Here is a 26,766-nt window from a genome sequence, read left to right as displayed (position 1 = left end):
ACCGCCGTCATGGTGTTCCGGGACCGGCGTGTGCGGTCACTTCCCGCCGTCGTCCCCGCCCCACGGATGGCGCATCCGGATCCACACGTCACGTGCCTGTCTGCCCGCACGTGTCCTGCTCCGGGCGACGAGGACGCGCGCCTGTTCCGCGGTCTCCACCATCGGCCCGGAGCCGCGCAGCGGCTTGCCCGCGGTCTCGTGCAGGAAGAACGTGGCGACGAGCCCGACGACTCCCGCGACCATCAGGTAGTACGCCGGTACCATGTCGTCGCCGGTCGCCTCCACGAGGGCGGAGGCGAACAGCGGCGTGGTACCGCCGAACACGGACACCGAGATGTTGAAGGCGATCGACAGGGCTCCGTAGCGGATGCGGGTCGGGAAGAGGGCCGGGAGCGTCGAGGCCGAGGCGCCCGCGAAACAGACCAGCAGCAGTCCGAGGACGCAGCAGCCGATCGCCGGCAGCAGGATGCCGCCCTCCTGGATGAGAAGGAACGCCGGGATAGCGAAGACGACGAGCGCCACGCTTCCCGCCAGGAAGACGGGGCGCCTGCCCCAGCGGTCCGAGGACCTGCCGACCGTCGTGATCGTCAGGACCACGAGCAGCATCGTGCCCAGGACCAGCAGCTGGGACGTCGTGTCGGGCTCGCCGAGGGTCTCCGACATGTACGTCGGCAGGTAGGAAGTCACCATGTAGTTGGTGACGTTGTAGACCAGGACCAGGCCCATGCAGATCAGCACCGCCTGCCAGTGGCCGGTGAAGATCTCCTTGAGCCGGCCCTTGCCCGACTGACGCGCCTGCTCGACGGGGTCGCCCTCGGCCAGGGCCTCGGCCTGTGCCTCCTCCTCGCGCTGGAAGACGGGTGTCTCCTCCAGCTTCAGCCGCATGTACAGGCCGATCAGGCCGAGCGGCCCGGCGACGAAGAAGGGGATGCGCCACCCCCAGTCCGTCATCCCGTCCGCACCGAGGACCGCGGTCAGCACGGTCACCAGCCCCGAGCCCAGCGAGTAGCCGACGAAGGTCCCGAAGTCCAGCCAACTGCCGAGGAACCCACGGCGCTTGTCCGGCGCGTACTCCGCGATGTACGTCGTGGCGCCCGCGTACTCACCTCCGGTGGAGAAGCCCTGGACCAGACGGCACACCAGCAGCAGCAAGGGTGCCGCGAACCCGATCGTCGCGTACGAGGGGAGGAAGCCGACGGCGAAGGTGCTCGCCGCCATCATGATCATGGTGATGGCGAGTACCTTCTGACGCCCCACACGGTCGCCCAACGGGCCGAACACCAGGCCGCCGAGCGGACGTACGAGGAAGGCGGCGGCGAAGGTGGCGAAGGTGGACACCACCTGCGCGCCGGGCGAACTCGACGGGAAGAAGACCTTTCCGAGGGTGCCCGCCAGGTAGGCGTACACACCGAAGTCGAACCACTCCATCATGTTGCCGAGTGCCGCCGCCGTCACTGCGCGGCGTACCTTCGGGGGGTCGGTGACCGTCACGTCCTCGGCGGCCAGTGCCTTCTTGCGGCGCCGCAGGAGCGTCCGCAGCATCCGGTCCGTCGCCCCGCGGTCACCTCGGCGGCGGGGTGCACCCGGCTGTCGTCTCGGTCCCGGCATGACTGTTCCGCCCTCTGCTGTAGCCCGCACATGTCGCCGCACCGCGCGGCTCCGCCTCTGGTCCTCCGTAGGGGCCCACCTTGTCCGCCCGTCCCCGCGAACGTCGCGTGACTGTGCCGCAGGAGTGAGTCAGGGGACCCGTACGGACGAGGCCGGACGGGTGATCGCGTACGAGGGTCACCGCCGGGGGCGGCGGCCACGGGACGGGAAGCAGGAGCCGGCGAGCCGCTGTTCCGGGCCCTCGACCGTCGTGCCGTGCGGTGGTCGCGTGCTCCTTCTCGCCGGGTGGCGCACGTGAAGCCGCCCCGCCGGGAGCCGAGGCTCCCGGCGGGGCGGCACACCCGTGGGACGCGGGTCCTCGACGGGGCGTCACGTCGTGACGGACCGAGGCCCGCCTACCCGGGCACCACCGACAGCGACCGCAGCCGTGCGTGACCCCTGCGCCACCCCGACACGTCGAGCGCCACGTAGCGGGCGGTGGCCTCGGTCGTCAGACCTCGCACGGCGGTGAGTCCCCGGAGGGCCTCCCTCTGCCCGTAGGTGACACCGTCGTCGCTGAACTCGATCGTCGCGCCCGGAACGCGCCCCGGGGTCCACTCCGTCAGAATCCGCCCGATGGGCCGGGAGGAACCGAGATCGACGACCAGCCGGGCTTCGTCCGAGCCGGGCGTCCACGAGGTCCGGGCATCCCCGTCCACCGCGGCGGCCGGATCGGACATGCCGTCGGGGAGAGGCCCGGTGGGGAACGTCACGCAGCCGAGGGCGGCGTCGGCGAGCGGGTAGGCGGTCGTGCCCCGCACGGACACCTCACCGGTCCTGCCCCGGCGCAGCCTGACCCGGGCCCGCCGGCCGTCCTCGGCGATCACGACCAGGTCGCAGTCCGGTCCGGTCAGCCGCACCGTCGCGGCGTCGACGACCTCCGCGCGGACGCCCGCCGGGACCGCCCTCCTCGTCGCCGAACGCAGGGTGAACCGCGCGGCGGCCACCTCGGCCGTCGCCGCGGCGAGTTCGGCGGTGAAGTCGGTCCCCGCGGCCGTCACCGTCTGGGAGCCGGCGTACAGGCGCAGGCCGTCGTCCTGTCCGGGCACCGAGACCACGGTGGCCACCGGCTCAGGAGAGAGGTTGAACAGACTCAGGTGGCCGCCGGCGGTGCTGGCGTGCACGACGGGGTTCTGGGCCAGGGGAGCCTTCCGGGACGCCGCGGCCTTCACCTCGGCGGGATCCCCGGAGGGGTGGCCCTCCACGGTCACGGCCTCGGCGGGACCGTCGGACAGGATGACGACGTCGCCGTAGACGGCCAGGGGGTTCTCGCCGCCTCGCACGACCAGTCCGGCCCGGCCGTCCACCGAGAGCCAGCCACCACGGCTCGTGAGGTCCGCTTCGGGGAACCGGGCGAGGTCCGTCCAGGTCTGCCCGTCGTCGGACCCCTGCACCCGGTAGGCGGTGGCGGCCGCGGACTCCCATGCCAGGGTGAGCCGGTCGAACACCGTGACGCCGCCGAGGTCCACGCTCAGCCAGCTGTCCTGGCGGCTCCGTTCGCCGACGGCCACGGCCCAGCGGGTCGCCGCGTCACCGTCGACCACGCGCTCCGCCCCGTAACCCGTCGCCGCGGACGACGCGGTGGCGGTGCGGCCGCGGGCGAGGTCGGGGCCGCCTTCGCCGTTCGTGACGCCGAAGCTGTAGAGCGAGTACCCGTACTGCGGGTGACCGGAGACGCCCTGCATGCGCACGTGGCGGCAGGAACTCCCGGGGAGCGCCAGTGTGTCGACGCGCGGCCCGGGTACGACCCCGGTCGCCCCGCTGTCCGCGGAGCCCACCTCGGCCGAGCCGTCGGCCGCGGTGTACCTGCGCCTGCCGTCCAGACCGGCGAGTCCCGGCATGGTGAGGTTGTGCACCCGCAGGCGCCCCTCACCGGCGGCGGTCCCGCTGGTGGCATAGACGACCGCCCCGGAGGGCAGTGTGGTGAACCCCGCGAATCCCGTGTCGAGCCGGAGCAGCGTGGCGGTGGCGTCGAGGCCGTCGCGCACGTTCGTGTACGTGGTGACCGAGCGGTGCAGCACCTTCGCACCGGTGGAGGGCAGGAACACCGGGCTGTTGCCGCTCAGCGCGAACAGCCAGTCGTCGTGGGCGGGCTGCCAGGCGAACTTGACGAAGCCGGGCTTGCTCACCGACGCCGCCCACGCCGCGGGGGACTGCTGGACCACGATCCCGGGGCCGGGACCGAAGTCCTGTACCCCTGCCGCCTTCTCGAAGAACTCCGCGTCGGACAGCGGGCGTACGGTTCCGCCGTGCGCCGCCCTCCACCGGTGCAGCAGATAGCTGATGGCGATCTCGGCCCGGGCCTCGGGCTCGTACTTCGCCTCACCCGAGAACTTGGCCAGCCGGTTGACCGGTGCGTAGCCCTGGTAGGGGACCAGCCGTTCGGCCATGGCGGCCTCGGCCCACGCGGCGGACCGGTCGCCCGTCACCTGGGCGAGGAAGGCCAGCGGAATCACATCCCGGCCGTAGAGGTGCTCACGGTCGGCCACCATGGGCATCAGTGGTTCACCCGCGTCACTCATGACCATCAGGAGGGTCCGCCACAGCGGTCCCGCGTTCGGCTGCGCCGTCAGCACCTGTGGCATGGGCCGTCCCGCGGTGATGAAATGCGCCGCGTTACGGCCGGAGGTGCGCCACAGCTCCTCCTGGTAGTGCGGGCCGAAGGACTCGTGGTTCTCGACGATGAACGTGTCGTAGAGGTTCGTCGCGGTGTTCGTGTTCACCGCCACGCCGTCGACCAGAGCGGGGTTGGCCAGGTCGGCGGCGGGCAGGCCCGCTTCGTTCCTGGTCCAGCGGCCGAAGGCCGCCGCCCAGTCGCCGTGGCGCGGATCGGCGGAGGACCAGGCGAGGCCGGGCGCCAGGGACTGGGCGTAGACGCCCATCTCCTCCAGCTTCGTGTCCCCGACGTAGCCGCCCTTGAGGCCGTTGGCCGTCCAGCTTCCGGACGCGGGGTCGGCCGCGGTACCCAGCGCCGTCGTGTACTGCGCCTGTTCGGCGGTGATCGTCTCGATGTGCTGCCGGGTGGCGGCGTCCAGCCGGTCCCAGAGCAGCCGGGCCGCGAGCACGAAGTAGAGCTGGAAGGTGGTGTCGAAGAACAGTTTCCGGCCCCACTCCGTACCGCCTGTGAGGCGGTTGGACGCGGCGAAGTGCTTGATGGTGGCCAGTGTCCGGCTCAGAAGGACGTCCTTGCCGATGCCGGCGCGCTCGGCGTCGTAGGTCCCCTGGGTGAGGAGCACCGCGTGGCCGAGCACGACGGCGAAACCGAAGTCCTTGGCCGTGTAATGGCCGAGCGACTCGTCCCACTGGGTCTCCGCCCAGCGGGTGTGGGTGAGCAGGACCTTGTAGTACGTGGCCGCGACGGTGTCACGGTCCGCGACGCCGGCGGGCCGGCCACCGGGGCCGTCCGGCGCCGCGGCTGCTGCCGACCCGGCGGAGAAGGACAGGGGACTCGCGGCCAGAAGGCCTGCCAGTCCTGCGAGTTGGACGAAACGACGCCTGTCGTAGTGAGCCGGGTCGCTTGACATGGGTCCTCCGAAGAGTGCTGACAACGTTGTCAAAGTAGTGGCTCATTTTTTACCCCGTGCGGACGGCCGTCAAGGGTCCCGACCGTCCGATGTGCGACGGCAGGCGGTCGCGGGTCCCGGCCGTCCGACGTGCGGCGGGAGGCCGGCCCCCGGCACCGGCGCCGCGTGGACCGACGTGCGACGGCACCGTTCGACAGCGCTGCTCGGACCGGGCTTTCCGGCCTACGGGGACCAGTCCTCGACGAGGAGCCCGAGAAGTACCTCGTCCAGGAAATCGCCCATCACCCAGGCCGAGGAGCGCAGCACGCCCTCGCGGACGAAGCCGTTGCGCTCGGCGGCGCGCAGCATGGCCGTGTTGTCCGAGAGGGCCTCGATCTGCAGCCGCCGCAGGCCGCGCACGACGAAGCCGTAGTGACACAGCACAGCGACCACGTCCGTCCCGAGGCCCTGTCCGCGGGCGGACGGCAGCAGACCCAGTCCGACGTGCGCGGACCGGTTGTGGGTGTCGATGCCCCACAGCGCCGCGGAACCGGCGAGCATGCCGTCGGCCGCACGCACCACCGAGAACTGGACATGGCGCTCCTCGTCGTCGTCCACGACGAAGTGCGAGCGCTTCGACCCCGGCGTGACCGGCCGCCACGGGCGGCTCTGGGCCCGCGAGTGGTTGACGACGTCGTCGTGGAGCTCCGCCTGCAGGATCGGGACGTCGTCCTCGTGCCGGGCCCTCAGCCCGACCTTGCTGCCCTTTAGCATGCGGAATTCCTAGCCGACGGGACGCGCCGACGGCAATCGGATAAGCCGGCCGTCGCGGGGCACGGCAGCACCGTCACGGGGCACGCCGGCAACGTCACGGGGCACGGCAGCACCGTCACGGGGCACGGCGGACGCACGTCCGGCAGGAGAGTGCGGCGCCCCGGGCGGCCGGGACTCCTCGGCCGAGGCCGCCGCCCCGGGACGAGAGCCGTGGTGCGCCCGGGAACGCCACCGGTGGACGCGCTCCCGTCGGCTATCCTGCGGTGCGCTCCGGATGTCCGGAAGGGGGCCGCCGCACCGCCGTGTGCGGGCGCCGCACCTGTCAGGTGGGACCGGCCCGGGGCAGCACCGCGTCAGCAGGCGCGTCGGATTCGGTGCGACCGGGGGGTCGCCCAGTGAACGGGGTGGGGAATGTCCAGTCATCGGCTGTCCAGGAAGGGCCGCTACGTCGCCTGGGCGACGACAGGGGTCGTCGTCGCCGAACGGGCGCCGGGATCGCGGCGCAGACGACCATGGCCGCCACGGCCTGGCCCGCGCAGAAGACCTACACCGGACGCGCCTTCGACGCCTGCACCGCGCCCTCGCTCGGCGCGATGAAGGCGTGGAACACGGGCTTCTACGGCGCTGCCGCGGTCTACATCGGCGGCAGGAACCGTGGCTGCGCCCAGCCCAATCTGACGAAGTCCTGGGTCAAGTCGGTCAGTGCCACCGGATGGAAGCTGATCCCGCTCTACGTCGGAGCTCAGCCGCCCTGCCAGAAGAGCTCGAACCCCGAGAGGTTCACGGCCTCCACGGCCGCCTCCCTCGGCGCGAGCAACGGAAAGGACGCGGTGGCGAAGGCATCGGCCCTGGGGATGAAGACGGGTAGCGCCGTCTACCTGGACATGGAGCCGTACGACATCACCGACAAGGCGTGCAACGACGCCGTCCTGACCTACGTGCGGGCCTTCACCAAGACCCTGCGCAACGCCACCTACCGCGGTGGGTTCTACGGCTTCAGCAGCTCCAGCGCCAAGGCCGTCGCCACCGCCACGAACACGACCGATCTGCCAGGGAACCTCTGGTACGCGCTGTGGGACAAGAAGAACACGACCACCGCGGACTGGCCGTGGAAGCCGTCCCAGTTCACCGGCCACAGCCGCGCACACCAGTACATGGTCAACAGCAAGGAGAAGCGCGGCGGTTACACCATCACCGTCGACCGCAACGCGTGGGACGCCCCCGTCGCGATCATCGGCTGAGGACCCGCGCCCGGCGACGCCTCGGCCCGGCGGGGAGGCCGGCCGGGGCGTCGCCGGGCGGGGGCCGGAAGCGAATCGGGGCGCGGACCGCATCCGGGCTTCGGCACGCCGTGGCCCCACGAGGAGCCGTGCGCGCTCCGGCGGGGTGAGTGGATCAGGCGGGCGGGTTGAGCTTCCGGAAGTACGTCCAGCTGGTCTCGTTGGGCTCGGTCCACTTCTCGGGTGCGTGGGCGAACTCCGGGTTGCGGTCCGCGACGTAGGCGCGCGTGCGCTCGGGGACCTCCGCGTACGAACCCAGCTTCCGGCCCCGGCAGTGATAGGTGAGACCGCCGGGCCGCTGCCCACGGGCCATCCACGGCAGCCACGGAGACATCCGCGTCCACGACATGGCCGCCGGGACACTCGGCGCCGGGCCCGCCAGGTCGGCGCGGTCGGCGAAGAACTGGAACAGCTCCAGGGCCTTGTACGTGTCACCCGCCGAGTGGACGGGGTAGTCGGCCACCGGCAGCGGCGAGGGGTAGGAGAGCGGGATCTCCAGACTGAAACACACCTGGTCGCCGAGATCGGTCGTCGGGACCGGGAAGGGCCGCCACTTCTGGTTCGCCGGATCGTTCCAGACGTGCACGACCGGCAGGTCCTGCCAGGTCTCCAGGATCTCACGCGTGACGGGATCCAGATAGAAAGCGGCCTCGCGGGTCAGCAGTTGATACGTGTCCGGGCCGGTGCCGTCCTGGACGAGCCGTGCGACGTTGAGGCCCTCGAACCCGAAGACGCGCTGGTAGGGCTCGTCGGGCGCCCAGGAGTAGACATCTCCCGACCACCAGTACGTGACCTCCTCGCCGTCGAGCGAGGCCCTGGTGCGGGCGAGCGAGCGGAGCAGTTCTGCGGGATTCGTCATACGGCGTACTGTGCGTGACGGCCGCCCCGACCGGCAAGTCGCGCCGGGGACACGTGAGATGGCGGTGTGGAGACACCGCCTCCCGCGCGGTACGGGAGGAGTGTTCCCCGGGGCTCGACGACACACCTCCGGATGCCCGCGGGGCCGGAAACGCCCGGCCCCGCGTATCCGCCGCCCGGCCATGTGCCTCCGCCCGGACGCCCGCCGTCCGACCCGTACATGTCTCAGGGGCGGCACACCCCGCCGTGGGCCTGAGACGCCGTCATCGGCCGGCCGCCGACCACAGCCGTAGCTTCTCCGGGTTGCGGACCGCCCAGATGCGGGCGACGCGGTCGTCGGCCACGTCGATCGAGGCGACGGTCATGACGACCCCGGCGTGCAGGGCCACCAGCCCGGGCGCGCCGTTCACCGACCGCTCCAGGAGTTCGAGCCCGGGGGCCCTGTCGGCCATGGCTGCCATGTACTGGGCGATGCGGGCGCCGCCCACGACCGGGTGCAGGGCGGCACCGACCGCGCCGCCGCCGTCGGCGGTCATGACGGCGGCCGGATCGAGGATGCCCACGAGGGCCGCGATGTCCTGGGCCTCCCACGCCTGCTTGACGCTTCTCACCACCCCGGCCCGGCCGTTCACCTCCCCCTGCCCGCGTGGGGCGGGCACCCGCTTGCGGGCGGAGGCCGCCAGTTGCTTGCACGCCGTGGGCGTCCGGCCGAGAACGGGCGCAATCTCGAGATACGGATACCTGAAGACGTCATGCAGGACGAAGGCCACCCGCTCGGCGGGCGTCATCGATTCGAGGACGACGAGGAAGGCCGTCGTCACCGAGTCGTCCAGGACGATCTGGTCGGCGGGATCCGCGTGTCCTGCGGGGCCCGCGCCGTCGCGGCGCTCCCCGGTCCGGTCGGGCAGCGGCTCGGGCAGCCACATAACGGCGTAGCGCTCACGCCGTGCCCGTGCGGAGCCGAGCACATCCAGGCAGATGCGGCTGGTCACCGTCGTCAGCCAGGCACCGGGGGACCGGATCTCCTGCCGCCTGCCCCGTGACAGCGCGTACCAGCGCGCGAAGGCGTCCTGCACCGCGTCCTCGGCCTCGGTGACGGATCCGAGCAACCGGTAGGCGACGTTGATCAGTTGACGCCGCTCACCGGCGATCTCGTCCGCTTCGGCCCCGGCAGTCCCCATGCTGTCGCCGCTCCTTCGCCTTACCTTTCGCGGGCCCGCGTCGTCGGGTTGTCGAGAGACCCTACCGATCTGCCGCCCGAGGGCGGGAAGGAGACCACGACATGGCCACGCAGATGACGGCGAGCGTGACGGAACGGCGCACTACATCGCTGGTGCGGACGGCGATCGCCCTGCAGACCCTGACCATCTTCCTCCAGGCGGTGTCCGCCGGGCTGCTGCTCACCACGTCGTACGGGGAACTGCTGCACAGCGTCGGCGCCCGCGTGATGTACGGAGCGTCGATGCTGTACGTTCTGGCGGCGAGCCTGGCGTGGAAGCCGGGCGGCGGACCGGTCGGACCGGTCCTGTACGCGTGCGGCTTCCTGGTGCTCGCCTCGGTCCAGGTCGTGCTCGGCATCGCGCACGTCCCGGCGGTGCATCTCCCGCTGGGAGTCCTGATGTTCGGCCTGAGTGTGCTGGCACTCGCCCGGCGCTGAGGCGGATGCCCGGCGGGCGCTCGTCCCGTCATCCCGGGACGAGCGCATCCCACTGCTCCCGGGTCGGTCCGTCGTGGCGCGGTACGAAGCCGGGGCGGGCGGCCAGCCAGGCGGTGAGGTGACGGTCCACCTCGTCGGTGCCGTAGGCGTCCTGGGGCGTGCGCACGAGATGGCGCACCTGGGCCCGTGCGCGCATCACGACGGGGTCGTCGAAGGCGCAGTGGGCCAGCGCCGCGGCTCGCCGGTCGGAGGGCGACGTGCTTTCGGCGAGGCGTTGCCCGTTGGTGCGGTCGGCCGTCACCTGCGCGTCGAACCAGGGACGGAGGGCCCGGGCCGTCCAGGCGTGGTAGCAGGCCGGGTCTGCCGCGATGCGCTCGACGTGGGTGGCGAGGTACCGGGCGGCGCGCAGGCCGAGGGCGACGCCGTGACCGAAGGTCGGATTGGTGTGGATGAGGCTGTCGCCGGCGTTGACCAGACCGGTGACCACCGGCCCGTCCTCGTCGTGGAGAGCTGTCCAGCGGTTGTCCAGGCCGGCCATGGCCAGGACGCCCGACATCGGTTCGGGGGCCAGGCCGAGCCAGGCGGCGGTGGCGGGGAAGCGGCGGGCCACGGCCTCGAACACGGCGGGGTCGGTGAGCGCGCCGCGGGTCGGGTCCCCGGTGGACAGCACCAGGCTCACCGCGAAGGTGCCGTTGTCGGACGGGAAGACGCCCGCGAGCGCGAACGCCGCGGCGGAGCCGGTCTTCACCCGCCCCGGGCCGAGCGGGCCCGTGGGACGCAGCCGGTACCAGCGGCACACGTACGCGATCCCGGAGCGGTGGCTGTCGACCGCGGGAGGCCGGCAGCCGGCCGCGACCAGCCAGGCGGGTACGGGCGAGCGGCGGCCGGACGTGTCGACGACGAGGTCCGCCGGGTGGGTTTCGGCGCCCACGCGGAGGCCGGTGGCCCGGGCCGGGCCGCCTTCCGCCAGGGTGAGACCGTGCACGCGCATGCCTCGCCGCACCTCGACGGTGCGTTCCCGCCGCACGGCGGCGCTCAGGGCGGTCTCCAGCACGATGCGACGGCTGCGCAGGGTCACCAGGTCCTCGTCGCCGGGGCGGTGCTGCGGACGGGCGTCGAACCAGTCGAACTCGTGGTACTCCCGGGCGCCGCGCGCCAGCATGTCCGCGTGGACGTCGGGGGCCTCGGCGAGCAGCACCGTGCGCACCGGCGCGAGGAGTGAGTGGGGCTGGACGGCCTGCGCGACGCGCGGTCGGCGCCAGTCGATGAAGTCCTGGTCCAGATCCTCCCCCGCCTCGCGGGGGTCCTGCTCGAACACCGTGACCGCATGTCCCCGCCGGCCGAGCATGAGCGCCGACCCCAGCCCGCTGACGCCCCCACCGATCACCGCAACCCGCGCCACCGCGTTCTCCTTCGCGTCGTGTTGCGGGGCGAGCCTACCGAGCGATGATCATCGACCGGACACCAGCCCTGTCCTCGGTCGCAGGTCAGCACGGCATGCCTCGGACAGCCCTGCAACACACCACCGGCCGCCCCGCCCGTCGCGCACAGCCGAGCCGCGGACACCTTGCCCGCCGTGGCCGCTTCCTGTCCGCCCGGCAGGCCGTGTGACGCCGGCCTGTCGCCACCGCCGCGGGAGGACGCCTTCGGCGTGTCCGCGCGACCACCCTCCGCGTCGATTGCGCGCGGACCGGTCCAGCCGCAGCATGGAGGGGTGCCGTGGCGGGCGGGAGCGATCCCACCGGCCGGCGGAGTGAGAGCCGGAGCCGTCCCTGGAGTCGTCCGGCGCGACCAGGAGGGATGTGAGGTGCCGAGTCGGAACCCCCTGCGCCGGGGCGCCGCGCTCGTGGCGGGCGCCGCCCTGCTGATCCTGGGTGTCGCGCTGCTCGTCCTGCCCGGCCCGGGACTGCTGCTGATCCTTGCGGGCCTGCTGGTCCTCGCCGACCAGTTCCCCTCCGTGGCCCGCTACGTCGACCCGGTGCGCGACCGCGCCATGCGTGCGGCCAGGGAGAGTGTGGCGTCGCCGGTCCGGATCGCGGGGTCGTCCCTCACGGCGGCGGTTCTGCTGGCAGCGGGGCTGGTCTGGGGCCTGATGCCCGGTCTGCCCTTCGGCGGCTGGCCCACCGGCGCCGGGCTGATCCTCTCGAGCCTCATCCTCGTGGCCCTGCTGGTGTACAGCTACCGCACGGCGCGTGCCGACCGCCCTGGGCCCCGAAGCCGGCGCGCTACCTGACCCTGCGGGTGCAGGCCTGGCACAACCACGTCACCACCGTCACCCGGACCGTGGTGAGGGCTGCGGGCATCACCGGATGAGTGGCGGGAGCCGGTCGCCGCGTACCCAGTGCCCACGACCTCGCGCCGGTCCGTCATCCGGGCCGGCCGCGGGCTGTTTCGCCCTCCCCCCGTCGTACACGTGGCTCGGCCACCCGAGTGCGCCTGGGCGCCACCGCCCGCACCGGGCCGCCACGGCACCGGCGTGCCGCGCCTCGAGACGTGCACGTGTGAGCCCCGGGCAGGTGGCTCCCCGCCGCGGCGCACTCACGGGAGTCAACCACCAGCCGGTGGTGGCATGAGTGTTCACACCCGCACCGGGGTCCGTGTGTCGGCAGGCCACAGCGGCTTGTTCCCGACCGGCGTGGACGGCGCGCCTGCAGGGGCGCGGACACACGGCGGCAGTGATCCGTTCGGTACTCCGCGCGCCCTGCCCGCGACCACGGGCCGCGGTGATGATGAGTGGACCGCACGTGATCCCGACGACTCCGCACACCTGTCTCCCGGCAGGCCCATCCGGTGGAAGGAAACACGTTGTTGCTCCTCATCTCTCCCGACGGTGTCGACGAAGCCCTCGAATGCGCCCGCGCGGCGGAACACCTCGACATCGTCGACGTCAAGAAACCCGACGAAGGCTCGCTCGGTGCGAACTTCCCCTGGGTCATCAAGGAGATCCGCGCCGCGGTCCCCGCGGACAAGCCGGTCTCGGCCACGGTGGGCGACGTCCCCTACAAGCCCGGGACGGTCGCCCAGGCGGCGCTCGGCGCCGCGGTCTCCGGCGCCACGTACATCAAGGTGGGCCTCTACGGATGCACGACGCCCGACCAGGCGGTCGACGTCATGAGAGGTGTCGTCCGTGCGGTGAAGGACTACCGGCCCGACGCCTTCGTCGTCGCCTCGGGCTATGCCGACGCCCACCGCATCGGCTGCGTCAACCCGCTCGCGATCCCCGACATCGCCCGCCGCTCCGGTTCGGACGCGGCGATGCTCGACACGGCGATCAAGGACGGCACACGGCTCTTCGACCACGTCCCGCCCGACGCCTGCGCCGAGTTCGTCCGGGCCGCCCACGACAGCGGCCTCCTCGCCGCCCTCGCCGGCAGCATCAAGGCGGCCGACCTCGCGGAGCTGACCCGGATCGGCACGGACATCGTCGGCGTGCGCGGCGCGGTCTGCCAGGGGGGCGACCGGAACACCGGAAGGATCCAGCCCCAGTTGGTGGCCGCGTTCCGGGCCGAGATGGACCGGCACGCCCGTGAACACGCAGCGGCCGCGAGCTGACGCCCCCGTATGCCGACGACCCGCTCGGTCCGCCAGCCCGCCACCCGAGGCCGCAGCATCCCGGTCCTCGACCCGGCGACGGGCGAGGCCTTCGACGAGGCACCCGACCAGCACCCGGACGAGCTGGACACAGTCGTCGACCGGGCCCACACCGCCTGGCACCGCTGGCGTGCCGACCCGTCCGCCCGGAGACACGCCCTGCTGGCGGCGGCCGGTGCGGTCGAAGCCGCCGCACCGGACCTCGCGCCCCTGCTCACCCGCGAGCAGGGAAAGCCACTGCGCGAGTCCTACGCCGAAGTGGGCCGCACCGCGGCCCGCCTGCGCTACTTCGCCGAGCTGCGGCCCGGCCGCGAGGCCATCTCGGACGGACGGCCGGTACGCAGCGAACTCCGGTGGCGGCCCCTCGGACCCGTCGCAGCGATCACCCCGTGGAACTTCCCGCTCCAGCTCGCCTCGGCGAAGTTCGCCCCCGCCCTTGCCGCCGGCAACACGATGGTGCTCAAACCCTCACCCTTCACACCCCTCGCCACACGGCTGCTCGGGTCCATCGTGTCCACCGCGCTCCCCGAGCACGTACTGACGATCGTCACGGGCGGCGAGGCCCTGGGCGCGCGCCTCGCGTCCCACCCCGGGATCCGGCACGTGACCTTCACGGGCTCCATCCCCACGGGACGGGCGGTCGCCGGGGGAGCGGCCGCCACACTCGCCCGCGTCACCCTGGAACTCGGTGGCAACGACGCCGCGGTCCTGCTCGACGACGTGGAGGTGGACCGTATCGCCGACCGGCTGTTCTGGGCGGCCTTCCGCAACTGCGGACAGGTCTGCATGGCCGTCAAGCGCGTCTACGCCCCGGTCCGGCTCTACTCCGAGGTGGTCGAGGCCCTCGCGCAACGCGCGAAGTCCGCGGTCGTCGGAGCCGGACTCGATCCCGGCTCGGAGCTCGGTCCCGTCAACAACGCCCCCCAACTCGCCCGCGTGGAGAAGTACACGGCGCAGGCCGTCGCCGACGGCGCGCGGGCCGTGACGGGCGGCCACCGGATCGACCGGCCGGGCTACTTCTTCGCTCCCACCGTCCTGGCCGACGTGCCCACCCGGAGCGCGGTGGTGACGGAGGAACAGTTCGGCCCCGTCCTGCCCGTGTTGCCCTACAGGAACATCGACGAGGCGGTGGAGGCCGCCAACGACACCGGATTCGGACTGGGCGGCTCGGTTTGGGGAACCGACCTCGACCGTGCCGAGGCCGTCGCGGGGCGGCTGGAGTGCGGCACCGCCTGGATCAACCATCACGCGGAACTCTCCCTCGCCCAGCCCTTCGCGGGCATCAAGGAGAGCGGGGTCGGCGTCGCGGGCGGGCCGTGGGGGCTCTACGGGAACCTCAGGCCGTTCGTCATGCACCGCCCGGAGGACATGTGACGCGCACCTTCGAGGCCGCGGTGCTCCGCACCTACGAAGGCCGGTTCTCCTTGGAGGAGGTGAACCTCATCGAGGGGCCGGCCGACGGGGAGGTCCTGGTCAGAATCGCGGGCTGCGGCATGTGCCGGACCGACCTCGCGGTCCGGCACTCGGCCGGCCGCACGCCCTTGCCCGCGGTGCTCGGTCACGAGGGCGCCGGAGTCGTGACGGAGGTGGGAGGGCCGCACACCGGCCTGAGTCCCGGGGACCACGTCGTGCTGAGCTTCGACTCGTGCGGGCGCTGCCGGAACTGCGTGCGGGCGGCTCCCGCCTACTGCGACTCCTTCGCCTCTCTGAACCTCTTCGGGGGGCGCGAGGAGGACGGCGCCCGGTTCACCGCCTTCGACGGAGCCGCACTGGCCCCGCGGTGGTTCGGACAGTCCTCCTTCGCGGAATACGCGGTGGTCCGTGCCCGCAACGCTGTGCGGGTCGATCCCGCACTGCCGCTCGAACTGCTGGGACCGCTCGGCTGCGGCTTCCTCACCGGAGCGGGAGCGGTCCTCAACTCCTTCGCGGCCGGTCCCGGTGACACCGTCGCCGTCTTCGGCACGGGAGCCGTGGGCCTGGCAGCGGTGATGGCCGCCGCAGCCGCCGGCGCGGTCGTGGTGGCCGTCGACCGGCACCCGGAGCGGCTGGCCCTCGCCGAGCGCTTCCACGCCGTGCCCGTGCACTCCGCCTCGGCCGGCCTCGACGAACGTATCCGCCGTCTGACCGATGGGGGAGCCCAGTTCGCGCTGGACACCACTGGTTCCGCCCGACTGATCAACGACGCTCTGCGTGCCCTGCGTCCCACCGGCCGCCTCGGTCTGGTGGCGCGCCTCCACAGCCCGCTCGCACTGCAGCCGGGGACATTGGACCGCGGCCGGAGGATCTCCCACATCTGCGAGGGGGACGCGGTACCCGCCCTGCTGATTCCACGCCTGACCGCGCTGTGGCAGGCGGGGCGCTTCCCCTTCGACCAGCTGATCCGGACCTATCCCCTCGCCGACATCGACGAGGCCGAACGCGACTGCGACGCCGGCCGCGTGGTCAAACCCGTCCTCATTCCTGAGGGGACCGGCCGATGACCGCGGTGCCCGGCCCGCGGCGCCTGCGCCGCGGAGCACACACGCGCCGTCCGCACTCACACCCAGAGGAGTCCCGCACATGACAGAGACCGCACAGCAGAGCACCGGAGTGGAGGGCGTGGACGGGGGAGTGGGTGTGACCGCACTCCTGGTGGCCGCGGCGCGGGCGATCGAGACCCATCGCCACGACAGCCTGGCCCGGGACGTCCACGCCGAGCACTTCGTGCGCGCCGCACCCGCCTCCGCCAACTGGCCCGTCCGGATCCAGCAGGTGCCGGACGGCGACGCGGACCCGCTGTGGGGGCGCTTCGCGCGCTACTTCGGCCTTCGGACGCGGGTCCTGGACGACTTCGTGCTGCGTTCGGTGCACGGCAAGGGCATGCGCCAAGTCGTGCTGTTCGGCGCGGGACTCGACACACGGGCGTACCGGCTCGACCTGCCCTCGGGCTGTGTGGTCTACGAGATCGACAGGGCGGGCGTCCTGGCCTTCAAGCGTGACGTGCTGGACGGCACGTCCGCCCGGCCGAAGGCGGCCCGTGTGGCGATCGCCCTGGATCTGCGGGCCGACTGGGCCGCGGCACTGACCGAGTCGGGCTTCGACCCGGCCGCACCGAGTGTCTGGCTGGCCGAGGGGCTGCTGTTCTACCTGCCGGCTGCCGCCGAGACCCACCTCGTGGACACGGTGCACCGGCTGAGCGCGGGGGGCAGCTCCCTGGCCTACGAGGTCAAACTCGAGAAGGACCTGCTCTCCTACCGGCACAGCCCGCTCTACGTGGCGACGAAGGAGCAGCTCGGCATCGACCTCCTCGACCTGTTCGACACGGAACCGCGACCGGACTCGGCAGGCAGTCTCGCGGGCAAGGGCTGGTTCACCTCGGTGCACACCCCCTTCGAGTTCACCCACCGGCACGGACGCGGCCCGCTCCCCGAGCAGAACGACGCGCTGGAGGGCAACCGCTGGGTGTTCGCCGAGAAGGGATGACTCCACCCACATGCCGTCGGGCGGCCCCGTCATCGGGCCCGCCCTTCGGCACGTCCACGACCCGTGGTGCCGTGGTGAGGCGCTGCCGTCGGCGGGGTTTCCGTCACGGTGCGTGCTGCCGGAACGCGTGGCGGCATACGCCCGGCCCGGCCGGACGGCCATGATCCACGGCTCCTGAGCAGCGGGGCGGCCACACACACGTGCTCCAGATCACATCGTGTCAACCGTTGACGCATGTGTTTCAAACCGGTTTAGTGAACACCAGTTGAACGTCTAAACCGGTTTAGAAGCCAGTGGGGGGACGTTCTCCAACGGTCGCCCGGTTCCCCGGGCGCGCATGAGAGCGGAAGGCGCCATGGCTCGGAAGCCCACCATCGACGACGTCGCACAGCGTGCGGGTGTCTCGCGCAGTTCCGTCTCGTTCGCCCTGAACGACCGGCCCGGGATCGCCGAGGAGACCAAGCAACGCATCCTGGCGGTCGCGGCGGAACTCGGGTGGACCCCGAGCCGTCCCGCCCGGGCGCTGTCGCTCGGCAAGGCCGGCGCCTTCGGCCTCGTGCTCGCGAGGGATCCGGACCTGATCGGCGCCGACCTGTTCTTCCCGGCTTTCATAGCGGGTGTCGAGGTCGCCCTGGGGGAGCGCGGCGACGGGCTCATGGTTCACCTCACCACTCCCGAGCGGGAGCGGTCCGTGTACGAACGGCTGGCCGCCGACCGCCGGGTGGACGGGGTGCTCCTGACCGACCTGCGTCACGACGATCCCCGGCCCGCGCTCATCCACCGGCTCGGGCTGCCCGCGGTCGTGGTGGGTCAGAGCGAGTGGAGCGACGGGCTCAGCTCCGTCGGCCTCGACGACCGGCCCGCCTACGTCGACGCCGTACGGCGCCTCGCCGAGCTGGGGCACCGGCGCATCGCCCATGTCGAAGGCCCCCAGGAGCTCCGCCACGCGCACCGCCGCCGGGTGGCCTGGGAGCAGACACTGCACGTCCTGGGGCTGCCGGAAGGACCCGTGCGGCCCGGTGGCTTCACGGCCGAGGGCGGCGCCCGCGCCACCCGCGAGCTGCTGTCGCTGGCCGAGCCGCCCACCGCGATCGTCTACGGCAACGACCTCGCCGCCACGGCGGGACTGTCCGTGGCACAGGAACTCGGCGTCTCGGTACCGGACCGCCTCTCGGTCGTCGGCTACGACGACACCAGTCTCACCCGCTACACCCACCCGCCGCTCTCCTCCGCCCGTGCCGACGCGCGCGGCTGGGGCGAGGCCGCGGCCCGTGCTCTGGACCGGGTGCTTGCCGGCGAGGAGGTGGCACACGTCGTGCTGCCCCCCGCCGAGTTCATCCCCCGCGCCTCGATCGGCCCCGCGCCCCGCACCTGACGGCCGGGTCGCCGGGCCGATCGGGGCACGGCAAGGAATGTGCGTCCGGCGACGAGGCCGGGCGTGAACAGTTCGGAGAGTTTGCATGCTGAGGAGAACGGCGTACTCGCTGGTCGCGCTCGCGCTCGCGGGTGCCGCGACCGCGACCGCCTGTGGACGGGCGGCCCCGGACGCGACGACCGCGGCGAATGCCCACGGTCCCATCACGATCTGGCTGTCGAACAACGCCCAGGAAGTGGCCTGGGGCAAGAACATGGTCGGCGCCTGGAACAAGAGCCATCCGGGCCAGCACGTCACGGTCCAGCAGATCCCGGCGGGCAAGACCTCCGAGGAGGCCATCAGCGCCTCGATCATCGCCGGCACCAGCGCCTGCCTGGTCTTCAACACGGCGCCCGCTTCGGTGCCCACCTTCCAGAAGCAGAACGGTCTCGTGCCGCTCAGCGACTTCCCCGACGGTGACGCCTACATCCAGAAGCGGGGTGGCGCTCTCACCGACCAGTACAAGTCGCAGGACGGCAAGTTCTACCAGCTGCCCTGGAAGAGCAATCCGGTGATGATCCTCTACAACAAGAAGATCTTCAAGAAGGCCGGCCTCGACCCCGAGCACCCTCAGCTCGCGACCTACGAGCAGTTCCTGAAGACCTCCCGCACCCTGGTGCACAGCGGCGCCGCCAAGGCGGCGATCTGGCCGGCGCCCAGCAGCGAGTTCTTCCAGTCCTGGCTCGACTTCTACCCTGCCTTCGCCGCCCAGACCGGCGGCAAGCAGCTCATCGAGGACGGCAAGCCGCAGTTCGACTCGCCGGCCGGCCGCCAGGTCGCGGCGTTCTGGCGCACGATGTACTCGGAGAAGCTCGCGCCGCAGGAGCTGTACCCCGGTGACGCGGTGAACGACGGGAAGTCCGCCATGGCGACCGTCGGAGCCTGGGCGGTGTCCGCCTACAAGGACAGCGTCGACATCGGGGTGGCCCCCGTGCCGACGGCCGACGGGAAGTCGCCCGACGACACGTACTCCTTCAGCGACGAGAAGTCCGCCGCCATGTTCAGCGCCTGCCGCAACCGGGGCACCGCCTGGGATCTGCTGAAGTTCGCCAGTTCCGCCCAGGAGGACGGGAAGTTCCTCGAAGCGACCGGCCAGATGCCGATGCGCGAGGACCTCACCGATCGCTACGCCGGCTTCTTCGCGAAGAAGCCGCTGTACAAGGCGTTCGCACGGCAGGCCGAGCACGTGGTCGAGGTACCCAACGTGCCGGGTTCCGTCGACATCTGGCAGGCCTTCCGTGACGAGTGGACGAAGTCCGTCGTCTTCGGCGACCAGCCCACCGACACCGGTCTGCGCAAGGCCTCGGAGAAGATATCCGAGCTGCTCGACGAGTACGGGGACCAGTCATGACGAACCTCCCATCCGCCGTCACCGCCCCTCGCGCGGGTACCGCCGTCGCCGGCGGCCACGCGCCGGCCGAAGGCGCGGCCTCCCGCCACCGACGGCTCACCACCCGTACCGGCGCGCTGTTCGTGACGCCGTACGTGCTGTTCCTGCTCGTCGTGTTCGCGATCCCCATGGTGTACACGCTGTGGATCTCGGTCCACCGCTTCTACTTCACGGCTCCCGGCACGCACGCGGACTCGCCGTGGGTCGGGCTCTCCAACTACCGGGACGTCTTCACCGACCCCGTGGTGGGGCGCGCCTTCCTGAACATCGCCGTCTTCCTCGTGATCAACGTGCCCCTCACGGTGCTCCTGGCGCTCGTCCTGGCCGCCGCGCTCAACGCGAAGATCCGATTCCGTGCGTTCTTCCGTGCCGCCTACTACCTGCCGTACATCACGGCGAGCGTCGCGCTGGTCGCGGTGTGGCAGTTCCTGTTCGGCTCGGACGGCTTCGTCAACCACCTTCTCGGCTCGCACGCACCGGATCCCTCGTGGCTGGTCAACTCGCACCTCGCTATGCCGATGATCGCGGTCTTCGTCACCTGGAAGCAGCTCGGCTTCTTCGTGATGCTGTACCTCGCCGCACTCCAGAACGTCGGCAAGGAACTGTACGAGGCGGCCTCCGTGGACGGAGCCGGCCGCATCCGGCAGTTCTTCTCGGTGACCGTGCCCGGGGTGCGTCCGGCCACGACCCTCGTCGTGATCTACGCGATCATCACCGGCGCCAACCTCTTCAGCGAGCCCTACCTGCTGACGGGCGGCGGCGGTCCCGACCACGCTTCCACCTCGCCGGTCCTGCTCATGTACCAGAAGGGCATCGAGCAGGGTCACCCCGACTTCGCAGCCGCCCTGGGCGTGGTCCTGGTGGCCTTCGTCCTCGTCATCTCGCTGGCCGCCCGCAAGCTCACCGAGAGGGGCAACTGACATGAGCGTCTCCACTCCGGCCCCGGGATCCCGTACCCCGGTGGGCCCGGCCGCGGAAGCACCGTCCTCCGGAACCCGGAGGACGGCCACGCCGCCGACGGGCACGCACCGCACCCGGGGGACGGTCGTCAAGTACGCCGTCCTCTCGCTGGGCGCCGTCGCCTTCCTCTTCCCCTTCTACTACATGATCGTCGGCTCGCTGCGGAAGACGACGACGGGCGACCTGTCCTCCGCCGTGCCCAGCGGACTGACCGGCGGCAGCTACACGGCCGTCAACGGCGCGATCTCCCTGGGGCGGTCCCTGCTCAACTCCGGCATCATGACGATCGGTGTCCTCCTGTGCACCCTCGTCTTCGGGGTGCTCGCCGGCTACGCGCTCGCCCAGCTGCAGTTCCGCGGCCGGGGAACCGTGTTCGCCTCGCTGCTGCTCGTGCAGATGGTGCCCTTCCAGCTCCTGACACTGCCGCTGTACGTCCTCGTGGTCCGCGACTACGGGCTGGGCGACAACTACGTCGGGATGATCCTCCCGTTCGCGATCAACTCCACGGCCGTCTTCCTCTTCCGCCAGTTCTTCCTCCAGCTGCCGCAGTCCCTCTTCGAGGCGGCCCGTCTGGACGGCGCCGGCGAACTGCGCATCCTCTGGAAGATCGCCCTGCCGATGGCGCGCCCCGCGGTGCTCACCGCGATGCTGCTCACCTTCATCGGACCGTGGAACGAGTTCCTGTGGCCGTTCCTCGTCACCAAGAACGCCGACATGCAGCCGCTGGCCGTGTCCCTCGCCAGCTTCCTGTCCAACCTCCAGGGCACGGTCGCCAACCCGACCGGTGCCCTCCTGGCCGGCGCCTGTGTGCTGGCCGCCCCCGCAGTGGCGCTGTTCATCGTGTTCCAGCGCCACTTCACCTCGACCGACATCGACTCCGGAGTAAAGGGCTGATTTCCCCCATGAGCACCACCAGCACCACCTCGAACATCCCGTACCGACTGGTGCGCAAAGGCCTGATCATGTCCCCGCTGCCCGGCGAGGCGAACGAGGCCGAGGGAGTCCTGAACCCCGCGTCCGGCCGTACCCCCGACGGCCGCCTGCACCTGCTGCCGCGCCTCGTGGCCGAGGGCAACGTGTCCCGTGTCGGCCTCGCCGAGGTCACCTTCACCGACGGCGTGCCCAGCGGCGTCGAGCGGCGCGGAGTCGTCCTCTCGCCCGACGAGGGCTGGGAGCGCGGCAAGAACAACGCCGGCGTCGAGGACCCGCGCGTCACCTGGATACCCTCGCTCGGCAAGCACGTCATGTCCTACGTCGCCTACGGCCCGCTCGGCCCCAAGCCGGCCCTCGCCGTGTCCGAGGACCTGACCAGCTGGACCCGCATCGGACCGGTCCAGTTCGCCTACCAGCCCGACCTCGACACCGATCTCAACCTCTTCCCGAACAAGGACGTCGTCCACTTCCCCGAGCCCGTCCCGGGCCCGGACGGCGAGCCCGCGTACGCCATGCTGCACCGCCCCATGTGGGACCTCGGCTGGTTCCGCCCCGGCGAGGGTGTCCACCTCCCGGCCGGGATCACCGACGAACGGCCCGGCATCTGGATCTCGTACGTGCCCGTCGCCGAGGTCGAGGCCGACATCCGCGCCCTGGCGCGCCCCCGCGACCACCGCCTCGTCGCCCTGTCGGAGCACCCGTGGGAGGAGCTGAAGATCGGCGGCGGCCCCGCCCCGATCCGTGTGCCCGAGGGCTGGCTCCTCATCCACCACGGCGTCTCCGGCCACATCGAGGACCCCTTCGCGCAGAACCAGTCGGTGTCCTACGCGGCCGGTGCGATGATCCTCGACCCCGCTGACCCCTCGAAGGTCCTGGCCCGCTCCGAGGAGCCGCTGATGGCACCCGAGACGGAGGAGGAACGCGCGGGCACCGTCCCGAACGTCGTCTTCCCGACCGCCATCGAGGAGATCGACGGGCAGCTGTACGTGTTCTACGGCATGGCCGACGCGCACATCGGCGTCGCTCTCCTGGAGCGCACGGCATGACATCCGCGCCGGCCCCCCTCGGCCTCGGACTGGTCGGCTGCGGCGGCTTCGGGGCGTATGTCCTGGACGCCGTGGCGGGCCTGCCCGGGCTGCGCCTGACCGCCGTCGCCGACCCCGACCCCGTACGGGCGAAGGCCCTCGGCGAGCGGCACGGCGTCCCCGCGCTCGGCTCCCTGGAGGACATGCTGGAGCGCGAGGACGTGGAGGCCGTCGCCATCGCCACACCGCCGGCCGCGCACGCCGCGATGGCCACGGCCGCCCTGCGCGCCGGCCGGCACGTCTTCTGCGAGAAGCCGCTCGCGACCACCACCGAGGACGCCCGCCAGGTTGCCCGCGAGGCCGAACGCGCCGGGCGTGCCCTCGTCGTCGACCACGTCCTGCGCTACAACCCGCTCCTCAGGGCCCTGCAGGGACTCATCGGGGAAGGGCTGCTCGCGCCCCCGCGCCGGTTCCTCTTCGAGAACGACGCCTCCGACGAGGACCTCGGCGCCGGCCACTGGTTCTGGGACCCGGGGCACAGCGGAGGCATCTTCGTCGAGCACGGCGTGCACTTCTTCGACGCGGCGCGAGCCCTGCTGGGCTCCGACCCGCTCAGCGTGCGTGCGACCGAGGTACGCCGGCCGGGCGGGCCCGTCGACATGGTCAGCGCCGACGTCCTCCACCCCGGCGGTGTTCTCGCCTCACACCTGCACTCCTTCACCCACGCGCACCGCTGCGAACGCCAGCTGATGCGCCTGGACCACGGTTTCGCCGAGACGAGGATCGACGGCTGGATACCGGTCCACGCGGAGATCTCGGCGTGGACCGGCGACGCCGGCGCAGAGGCGTGGGAGAAGCTCCCGGCCCGTGCGGAGGCGCTGCTCCACGTCGACGGCTTCCGGCCGCACGGCGGCGAACGCGTCACCGTCACGGTCGAACGCGGCGCCGGAGGGGCCGACCTCACGCGCGGACGCGACGAGGCACGCTTCGCGCCGCACCGCGTGCGAGCCGTCCTCGACCTCGGCGGTGAGCCCCGCAAGCCGCACGTCTACACCGAGAGCGTCCGCGCCGCCGTGGCCGATCTGGTCCGTGTCGCGCGTGACGGAGGCACCCCCGTCGCCGACGCGATCTCCGGTCTCACGGCCGTCGCCGTCGCGGAGGCCGCCACCGTGGCCGCCGAGACCGGTACGGAACAACGTGTCCCCGGCCCCGACGGCCTCGCGGACACCCTCGCTCCACCGCACATCCAGGAGTCCTCATGAGCTGGTGGCAGGACACCGTCTGCTACGAGTTGTACCCCCGCGCCTTCGCCGACTGGGACGGTGACGGGACCGGCGACCTCGCCGGAGCGACGGCCCGCCTCGGCCACATCGCGGAACTGGGCGCGGACGCCGTGTGGATCACGCCGTTCTACCCCTCGCCGCTCGCGGACGGCGGATACGACATCGCCGACTACACGGCCGTCGCGCCCGACCTCGGCACCTCCGAGGACTTCGACCGGCTCACCGCCCGCGCCCACGACCTGGGCCTGAAGCTCATCGTCGACCTCGTCCCCAACCACACCTCCGACCAGCACCCCTGGTTCCGGGAGGCGCTCGCAGCGGGCCCCGGCTCCACCGCCCGCGGCCGGTACCTCTTCCGCCCGGGCCGCGGCCTCGCCGGTGAACTCCCGCCCAACGACTGGCAGTCCGCCTTCGGTGGCCCCGCGTGGACCCGCGTGGCCGACGGCGAGTGGTACTGCCACCTGCACGCCCCCGAGCAACCCGACCTCAACTGGCGTGAGCAGGAGGTGCGTTCCGCGTTCTCCGACGTCCTGCGGTACTGGCTGGACCGCGGGGTGGACGGCTTCCGCGTCGACGTGGCGCACGCTCTTTTCAAGGCCGAGGGCATGCCCGACGCCGGTCCCGGCCAGCACCAGGACCCGCTGCGCAACCACCTCATGCCCTACTACGACCAGGAGGAACTGCACCCGCTGTACCGCGAATGGCGCAAACTCCTGGACACCCACCCCGCGCCGCCGGGCGCGGTGGCCCCGCACGACCGCGTCATGGTCGCCGAATCCGCCGTGTTCGACCCGGCCAGGCTCGCCCGCTACATCCGCCCCGACGAGATGCACCAGGCCTTCAACTTCGCGTTCCTGGAAGCCGCCTGGGACCCGGCCGAGCTCCGTCGCGTCATCGACGCCTCCCTTTCCGCACCAGGCGGAGGAGCCGTCACCTGGCTGCTCTCCAGCCACGACGCGGTACGGCCGGTGACCCGCCTCGGTTCCGCCATGCGGGCGCGGGCCGCCGCGCTGCTCATGCTCGCGCTGCCCGGCTCCGCCTACCTGTACCAGGGCGAGGAACTGGGCCTGCCACAGGCCACCATCCCCGACCACCGCATCCTCGACCCCCTGTGGGAACGCTCCGGTCACACCGACCGGGGACGTGACGGCTCCCGCGTGCCGCTGCCCTGGTCCGGCGACCTGCCCCCGTACGGTTTCACCACAGCGAAGGCCGAGCGCACCTGGCTGCCGCAGCCGGACGACTGGGCCCCGTACACCGTGGCCGCCCAGGAACGGGACCCCGCCTCCACACTCACCCTGTACCGCGAAGCACTCCGCCTGCGCCGCGCACACCCCGCGTACGACCCGACGGCCGCGCCGCGTTGGTACTCGGCACCCACCGACCCGTACCTCGCCTTCCGCCGCTCGGCGCTGACCTGCGTCGTCAACCTCGGCACGCAACCACTGCCGTTGGCCGGGCTCGGTCTCACGGGCAGTCCGGTGCTGGCGAGCGGGCCGTTCGACGGCGGCACGATCCCGCCCGACACAGCTCTGTGGCTCGTCGACGACACCGAACCACAGCACAACGAAGGAGACGGCCATGGCCCCGTCCACTGACCCCTCACCGCGCACCGACCTCTCCTCGCTGGTCAAGGCGTACGACGTGCGCGGCGTCGTCCCCGACCAGTGGGACGAGTCGACGGCCGAACTGTTCGGTGCCGCGTTCGTACGGGTCACCGGGGCGCGTGCGCTCGTCACCGGACACGACATGCGCAGCACCTCGCCCGGCCTCGCGCGTGCCTTCGCACGAGGCGCCGCCGCCCAGGGAGCCGATGTCACCGAGACCGGCCTGTGCTCCACGGACCAGCTCTACTACGCCTCCGGCGCGCTCGGCCTGCCCGGCGCCATGTTCACCGCCTCGCACAACCCCGCCCGCTACAACGGGATCAAGATGTGCCGCGCCGGCGCCTCGCCGATCGGTCAGGACAGCGGCCTGGCCGAGATCCGCACACTCGTCGAGCAGTGGTCCGACACCGGCGCGCCCGCACCGTCCCCCGAACGCACCGGCACCGTCACGCACCACGACACCCTGGAGGAGTACGCACGACACCTGCGCACCCTCGTGGACCTGACGGCGATCCGCCCGCTCAAGGTCGTCGTGGACGCGGGCAACGGCATGGGCGGCCACACCGTGCCGACCGTTCTCGCCGGGCTCCCCCTCGATGTCGTACCCCTGTACTTCGAGCTCGACGGCAGCTTCCCCAACCACGAGGCCAACCCGCTCGACCCGGCCAACATCGTCGACCTCCAGGCCCGTGTGCGTGCCGAGCACGCCGACCTCGGCCTCGCCTTCGACGGTGACGCCGACCGCTGCTTCGTCGTCGACGAACGGGGCGAGCCCGTCTCACCCTCAGCCGTCACCGCGCTCGTCGCGTCCCGCGAGCTCGCACGCAGGCCCGGCGCCACCGTCCTGCACAACCTGATCACCTCGCGCGCGGTCCCCGAGGTGATCCGCGAGGCCGGGGGCACACCGGTGCGCACCCGCGTCGGACACTCCTTCATCAAGGCCGAGATGGCCCGCACCGGTGCCGTCTTCGGCGGCGAGCACTCCGCGCACTACTACTTCGCGGACTTCTGGAACGCCGACACCGGGATGCTCGCCGCACTCCACGTCCTTGCCGCGCTCGGCGGACAGGACGGCACCCTCTCCGCCCTCACGCGCGGTTTCGAGCGGTACGCCGCCTCAGGAGAGATCAACTCCACCGTCGGGGACCCGGCCGAACGCCTCACCGCCGTCCGTACGGCCTGGCGCGACCGGACCGGCGTCACCCTCGACGAACTCGACGGTCTCACCGTCGAGGGCGACAGCTGGTGGTTCAACCTCCGGCCGTCCAACACGGAGCCCCTTCTCCGGCTGAACGTCGAGGCGCGCGACCCGCACACCATGCGGAACCTGCGCGACGAGGTCCTGGCTCTCGTCCGCTCGTGAGCCGGCCCTCGCGGCCGCC

At 71.9% G+C, this 26,766-nt stretch carries 20 protein-coding genes and 1 pseudogene; 15 read left to right on the top strand and 6 right to left on the bottom strand.

Annotation, left to right across the window (positions count from 1 at the left end; translation table 11 throughout):
* Window positions 1-36: 36 nt before the first annotated feature.
* The 3 genes from proP to OHT61_RS01225 form a co-directional block, all read right to left on the bottom strand.
* Window positions 37-1,542, bottom strand: a complete 1,506-nt coding sequence (gene proP / locus OHT61_RS01235; RefSeq protein WP_329034205.1) for a glycine betaine/L-proline transporter ProP — start codon at window positions 1,540-1,542, stop codon at window positions 37-39.
* A gap of 461 nt (window positions 1,543-2,003) precedes the next feature.
* Window positions 2,004-5,171, bottom strand: coding sequence for a discoidin domain-containing protein (locus OHT61_RS01230; RefSeq protein ID WP_329034203.1), 3,168 nt, complete (start codon window positions 5,169-5,171; stop codon window positions 2,004-2,006).
* 222 nt (window positions 5,172-5,393) lie between these two features.
* Window positions 5,394-5,924 (bottom strand): GNAT family N-acetyltransferase, encoded by a 531-nt coding sequence (locus OHT61_RS01225; protein WP_329034201.1) that lies wholly within the window; start codon window positions 5,922-5,924, stop codon window positions 5,394-5,396.
* Between the two features lie 411 nt (window positions 5,925-6,335).
* Between OHT61_RS01225 and OHT61_RS01220 the strand changes: the two are divergent.
* Window positions 6,336-7,165: pseudogene (locus tag OHT61_RS01220) on the top strand (glycoside hydrolase domain-containing protein).
* A 154-nt stretch (window positions 7,166-7,319) separates the two neighbouring features.
* Here OHT61_RS01220 and OHT61_RS01215 read toward each other — a convergent pair.
* A complete protein-coding gene (locus tag OHT61_RS01215) occupies window positions 7,320-8,063 on the bottom strand; it encodes a DUF1838 family protein (protein WP_329034199.1) in 744 nt (247 codons plus the stop codon).
* A gap of 262 nt (window positions 8,064-8,325) precedes the next feature.
* Complete coding sequence (sigJ, locus tag OHT61_RS01210; RefSeq protein WP_329034197.1) at window positions 8,326-9,243, bottom strand: RNA polymerase sigma factor SigJ; 918 nt, start codon at window positions 9,241-9,243, stop codon at window positions 8,326-8,328.
* Between the two features lie 101 nt (window positions 9,244-9,344).
* Between sigJ and OHT61_RS01205 the strand changes: the two genes are divergently transcribed.
* Window positions 9,345-9,719 (top strand): hypothetical protein, encoded by a 375-nt coding sequence (locus OHT61_RS01205; RefSeq protein WP_329034195.1) that lies wholly within the window; start codon window positions 9,345-9,347, stop codon window positions 9,717-9,719.
* 28 nt (window positions 9,720-9,747) lie between these two features.
* Here OHT61_RS01205 and OHT61_RS01200 read toward each other — a convergent pair whose 3' ends face one another.
* A complete protein-coding gene (locus tag OHT61_RS01200) occupies window positions 9,748-11,121 on the bottom strand; it encodes an FAD-dependent oxidoreductase (protein ID WP_329034193.1) in 1,374 nt (457 codons plus the stop codon).
* 405 nt (window positions 11,122-11,526) lie between these two features.
* Between OHT61_RS01200 and OHT61_RS01195 the strand changes: the two genes are divergently transcribed.
* From OHT61_RS01195 to OHT61_RS01135, 13 genes are all read left to right on the top strand, one after another.
* The gene (locus OHT61_RS01195; protein ID WP_329034191.1) at window positions 11,527-11,952 is read left to right on the top strand and encodes a PGPGW domain-containing protein; all 426 of its coding nucleotides are present in this window, start codon (window positions 11,527-11,529) and stop codon (window positions 11,950-11,952) included.
* A gap of 572 nt (window positions 11,953-12,524) precedes the next feature.
* Window positions 12,525-13,271, top strand: coding sequence for a (5-formylfuran-3-yl)methyl phosphate synthase (locus OHT61_RS01190; RefSeq protein ID WP_329034190.1), 747 nt, complete (start codon window positions 12,525-12,527; stop codon window positions 13,269-13,271).
* Between the two features lie 9 nt (window positions 13,272-13,280).
* A complete protein-coding gene (locus OHT61_RS01185) occupies window positions 13,281-14,684 on the top strand; it encodes an aldehyde dehydrogenase family protein (RefSeq protein WP_329034188.1) in 1,404 nt (467 codons plus the stop codon).
* A complete protein-coding gene (locus OHT61_RS01180; RefSeq protein ID WP_329034186.1) occupies window positions 14,681-15,790 on the top strand; it encodes an NAD(P)-dependent alcohol dehydrogenase in 1,110 nt (369 codons plus the stop codon). The genes OHT61_RS01185 and OHT61_RS01180 overlap by 4 nt, the downstream gene beginning before the upstream one ends.
* 79 nt (window positions 15,791-15,869) lie before the next feature.
* Window positions 15,870-16,772, top strand: a complete 903-nt coding sequence (locus OHT61_RS01175; protein ID WP_329034184.1) for a class I SAM-dependent methyltransferase — start codon at window positions 15,870-15,872, stop codon at window positions 16,770-16,772.
* A 355-nt stretch (window positions 16,773-17,127) separates the two neighbouring features.
* A complete protein-coding gene (locus OHT61_RS01170) occupies window positions 17,128-18,147 on the top strand; it encodes a LacI family DNA-binding transcriptional regulator (RefSeq protein WP_329034183.1) in 1,020 nt (339 codons plus the stop codon).
* Between the two features lie 85 nt (window positions 18,148-18,232).
* Window positions 18,233-19,537, top strand: a complete 1,305-nt coding sequence (locus OHT61_RS01165) for an extracellular solute-binding protein (protein ID WP_329034181.1) — start codon at window positions 18,233-18,235, stop codon at window positions 19,535-19,537.
* Entirely contained in the window at window positions 19,534-20,496 is a 963-nt protein-coding gene (locus OHT61_RS01160) for a carbohydrate ABC transporter permease (protein ID WP_329034180.1), read from the top strand. The genes OHT61_RS01165 and OHT61_RS01160 overlap by 4 nt, the downstream gene beginning before the upstream one ends.
* A 1-nt stretch (window position 20,497) precedes the next feature.
* Entirely contained in the window at window positions 20,498-21,430 is a 933-nt protein-coding gene (locus OHT61_RS01155; protein WP_329034179.1) for a carbohydrate ABC transporter permease, read from the top strand.
* An 8-nt stretch (window positions 21,431-21,438) separates the two neighbouring features.
* Window positions 21,439-22,515 (top strand): glycoside hydrolase family 130 protein, encoded by a 1,077-nt coding sequence (locus OHT61_RS01150; protein WP_329034176.1) that lies wholly within the window; start codon window positions 21,439-21,441, stop codon window positions 22,513-22,515.
* Window positions 22,512-23,756 (top strand): Gfo/Idh/MocA family protein, encoded by a 1,245-nt coding sequence (locus tag OHT61_RS01145; protein ID WP_329034174.1) that lies wholly within the window; start codon window positions 22,512-22,514, stop codon window positions 23,754-23,756. Before OHT61_RS01150 ends, OHT61_RS01145 begins: the two co-directional genes overlap by 4 nt.
* Window positions 23,753-25,375, top strand: coding sequence for a glycoside hydrolase family 13 protein (locus tag OHT61_RS01140; RefSeq protein WP_329034172.1), 1,623 nt, complete (start codon window positions 23,753-23,755; stop codon window positions 25,373-25,375). The genes OHT61_RS01145 and OHT61_RS01140 overlap by 4 nt, the downstream gene beginning before the upstream one ends.
* A complete protein-coding gene (locus tag OHT61_RS01135; protein WP_329034170.1) occupies window positions 25,359-26,747 on the top strand; it encodes a phosphomannomutase/phosphoglucomutase in 1,389 nt (462 codons plus the stop codon). Before OHT61_RS01140 ends, OHT61_RS01135 begins: the two co-directional genes overlap by 17 nt.
* Window positions 26,748-26,766: the final 19 nt, after the last annotated feature.

Source organism: Streptomyces sp. NBC_00178, assembly GCF_036206005.1.
Lineage (GTDB): Bacteria > Actinomycetota > Actinomycetes > Streptomycetales > Streptomycetaceae > Streptomyces.
Note: the sequence above shows the minus strand (reverse complement) of the source record. Positions and strands in the feature narration are given on the sequence as shown.

What these genes read in the sequence shown, in the direction of transcription:
- OHT61_RS01165 (WP_329034181.1), top strand. Translation starts at nt 18,233, where the DNA reads ATGCTGAGGAGAACGGCGTACTCGCTGGTCGCGCTCGCGCTCGCGGGT.
- OHT61_RS01170 (WP_329034183.1), top strand. Translation starts at nt 17,128, where the DNA reads ATGGCTCGGAAGCCCACCATCGACGACGTCGCACAGCGTGCGGGTGTC.
- OHT61_RS01150 (WP_329034176.1), top strand. Translation starts at nt 21,439, where the DNA reads ATGAGCACCACCAGCACCACCTCGAACATCCCGTACCGACTGGTGCGC.
- OHT61_RS01145 (WP_329034174.1), top strand. Translation starts at nt 22,512, where the DNA reads ATGACATCCGCGCCGGCCCCCCTCGGCCTCGGACTGGTCGGCTGCGGC.
- OHT61_RS01205 (WP_329034195.1), top strand. Translation starts at nt 9,345, where the DNA reads ATGGCCACGCAGATGACGGCGAGCGTGACGGAACGGCGCACTACATCG.
- OHT61_RS01225 (WP_329034201.1), bottom strand. Translation starts at nt 5,924, where the DNA reads ATGCTAAAGGGCAGCAAGGTCGGGCTGAGGGCCCGGCACGAGGACGAC.
- OHT61_RS01160 (WP_329034180.1), top strand. Translation starts at nt 19,534, where the DNA reads ATGACGAACCTCCCATCCGCCGTCACCGCCCCTCGCGCGGGTACCGCC.
- proP (WP_329034205.1), bottom strand. Translation starts at nt 1,542, where the DNA reads ATGCTGCGGACGCTCCTGCGGCGCCGCAAGAAGGCACTGGCCGCCGAG.
- OHT61_RS01155 (WP_329034179.1), top strand. Translation starts at nt 20,498, where the DNA reads ATGAGCGTCTCCACTCCGGCCCCGGGATCCCGTACCCCGGTGGGCCCG.
- OHT61_RS01135 (WP_329034170.1), top strand. Translation starts at nt 25,359, where the DNA reads ATGGCCCCGTCCACTGACCCCTCACCGCGCACCGACCTCTCCTCGCTG.
- OHT61_RS01140 (WP_329034172.1), top strand. Translation starts at nt 23,753, where the DNA reads ATGAGCTGGTGGCAGGACACCGTCTGCTACGAGTTGTACCCCCGCGCC.
- OHT61_RS01175 (WP_329034184.1), top strand. Translation starts at nt 15,870, where the DNA reads ATGACAGAGACCGCACAGCAGAGCACCGGAGTGGAGGGCGTGGACGGG.
- OHT61_RS01215 (WP_329034199.1), bottom strand. Translation starts at nt 8,063, where the DNA reads ATGACGAATCCCGCAGAACTGCTCCGCTCGCTCGCCCGCACCAGGGCC.
- sigJ (WP_329034197.1), bottom strand. Translation starts at nt 9,243, where the DNA reads ATGGGGACTGCCGGGGCCGAAGCGGACGAGATCGCCGGTGAGCGGCGT.
- OHT61_RS01185 (WP_329034188.1), top strand. Translation starts at nt 13,281, where the DNA reads ATGCCGACGACCCGCTCGGTCCGCCAGCCCGCCACCCGAGGCCGCAGC.
- OHT61_RS01230 (WP_329034203.1), bottom strand. Translation starts at nt 5,171, where the DNA reads ATGTCAAGCGACCCGGCTCACTACGACAGGCGTCGTTTCGTCCAACTC.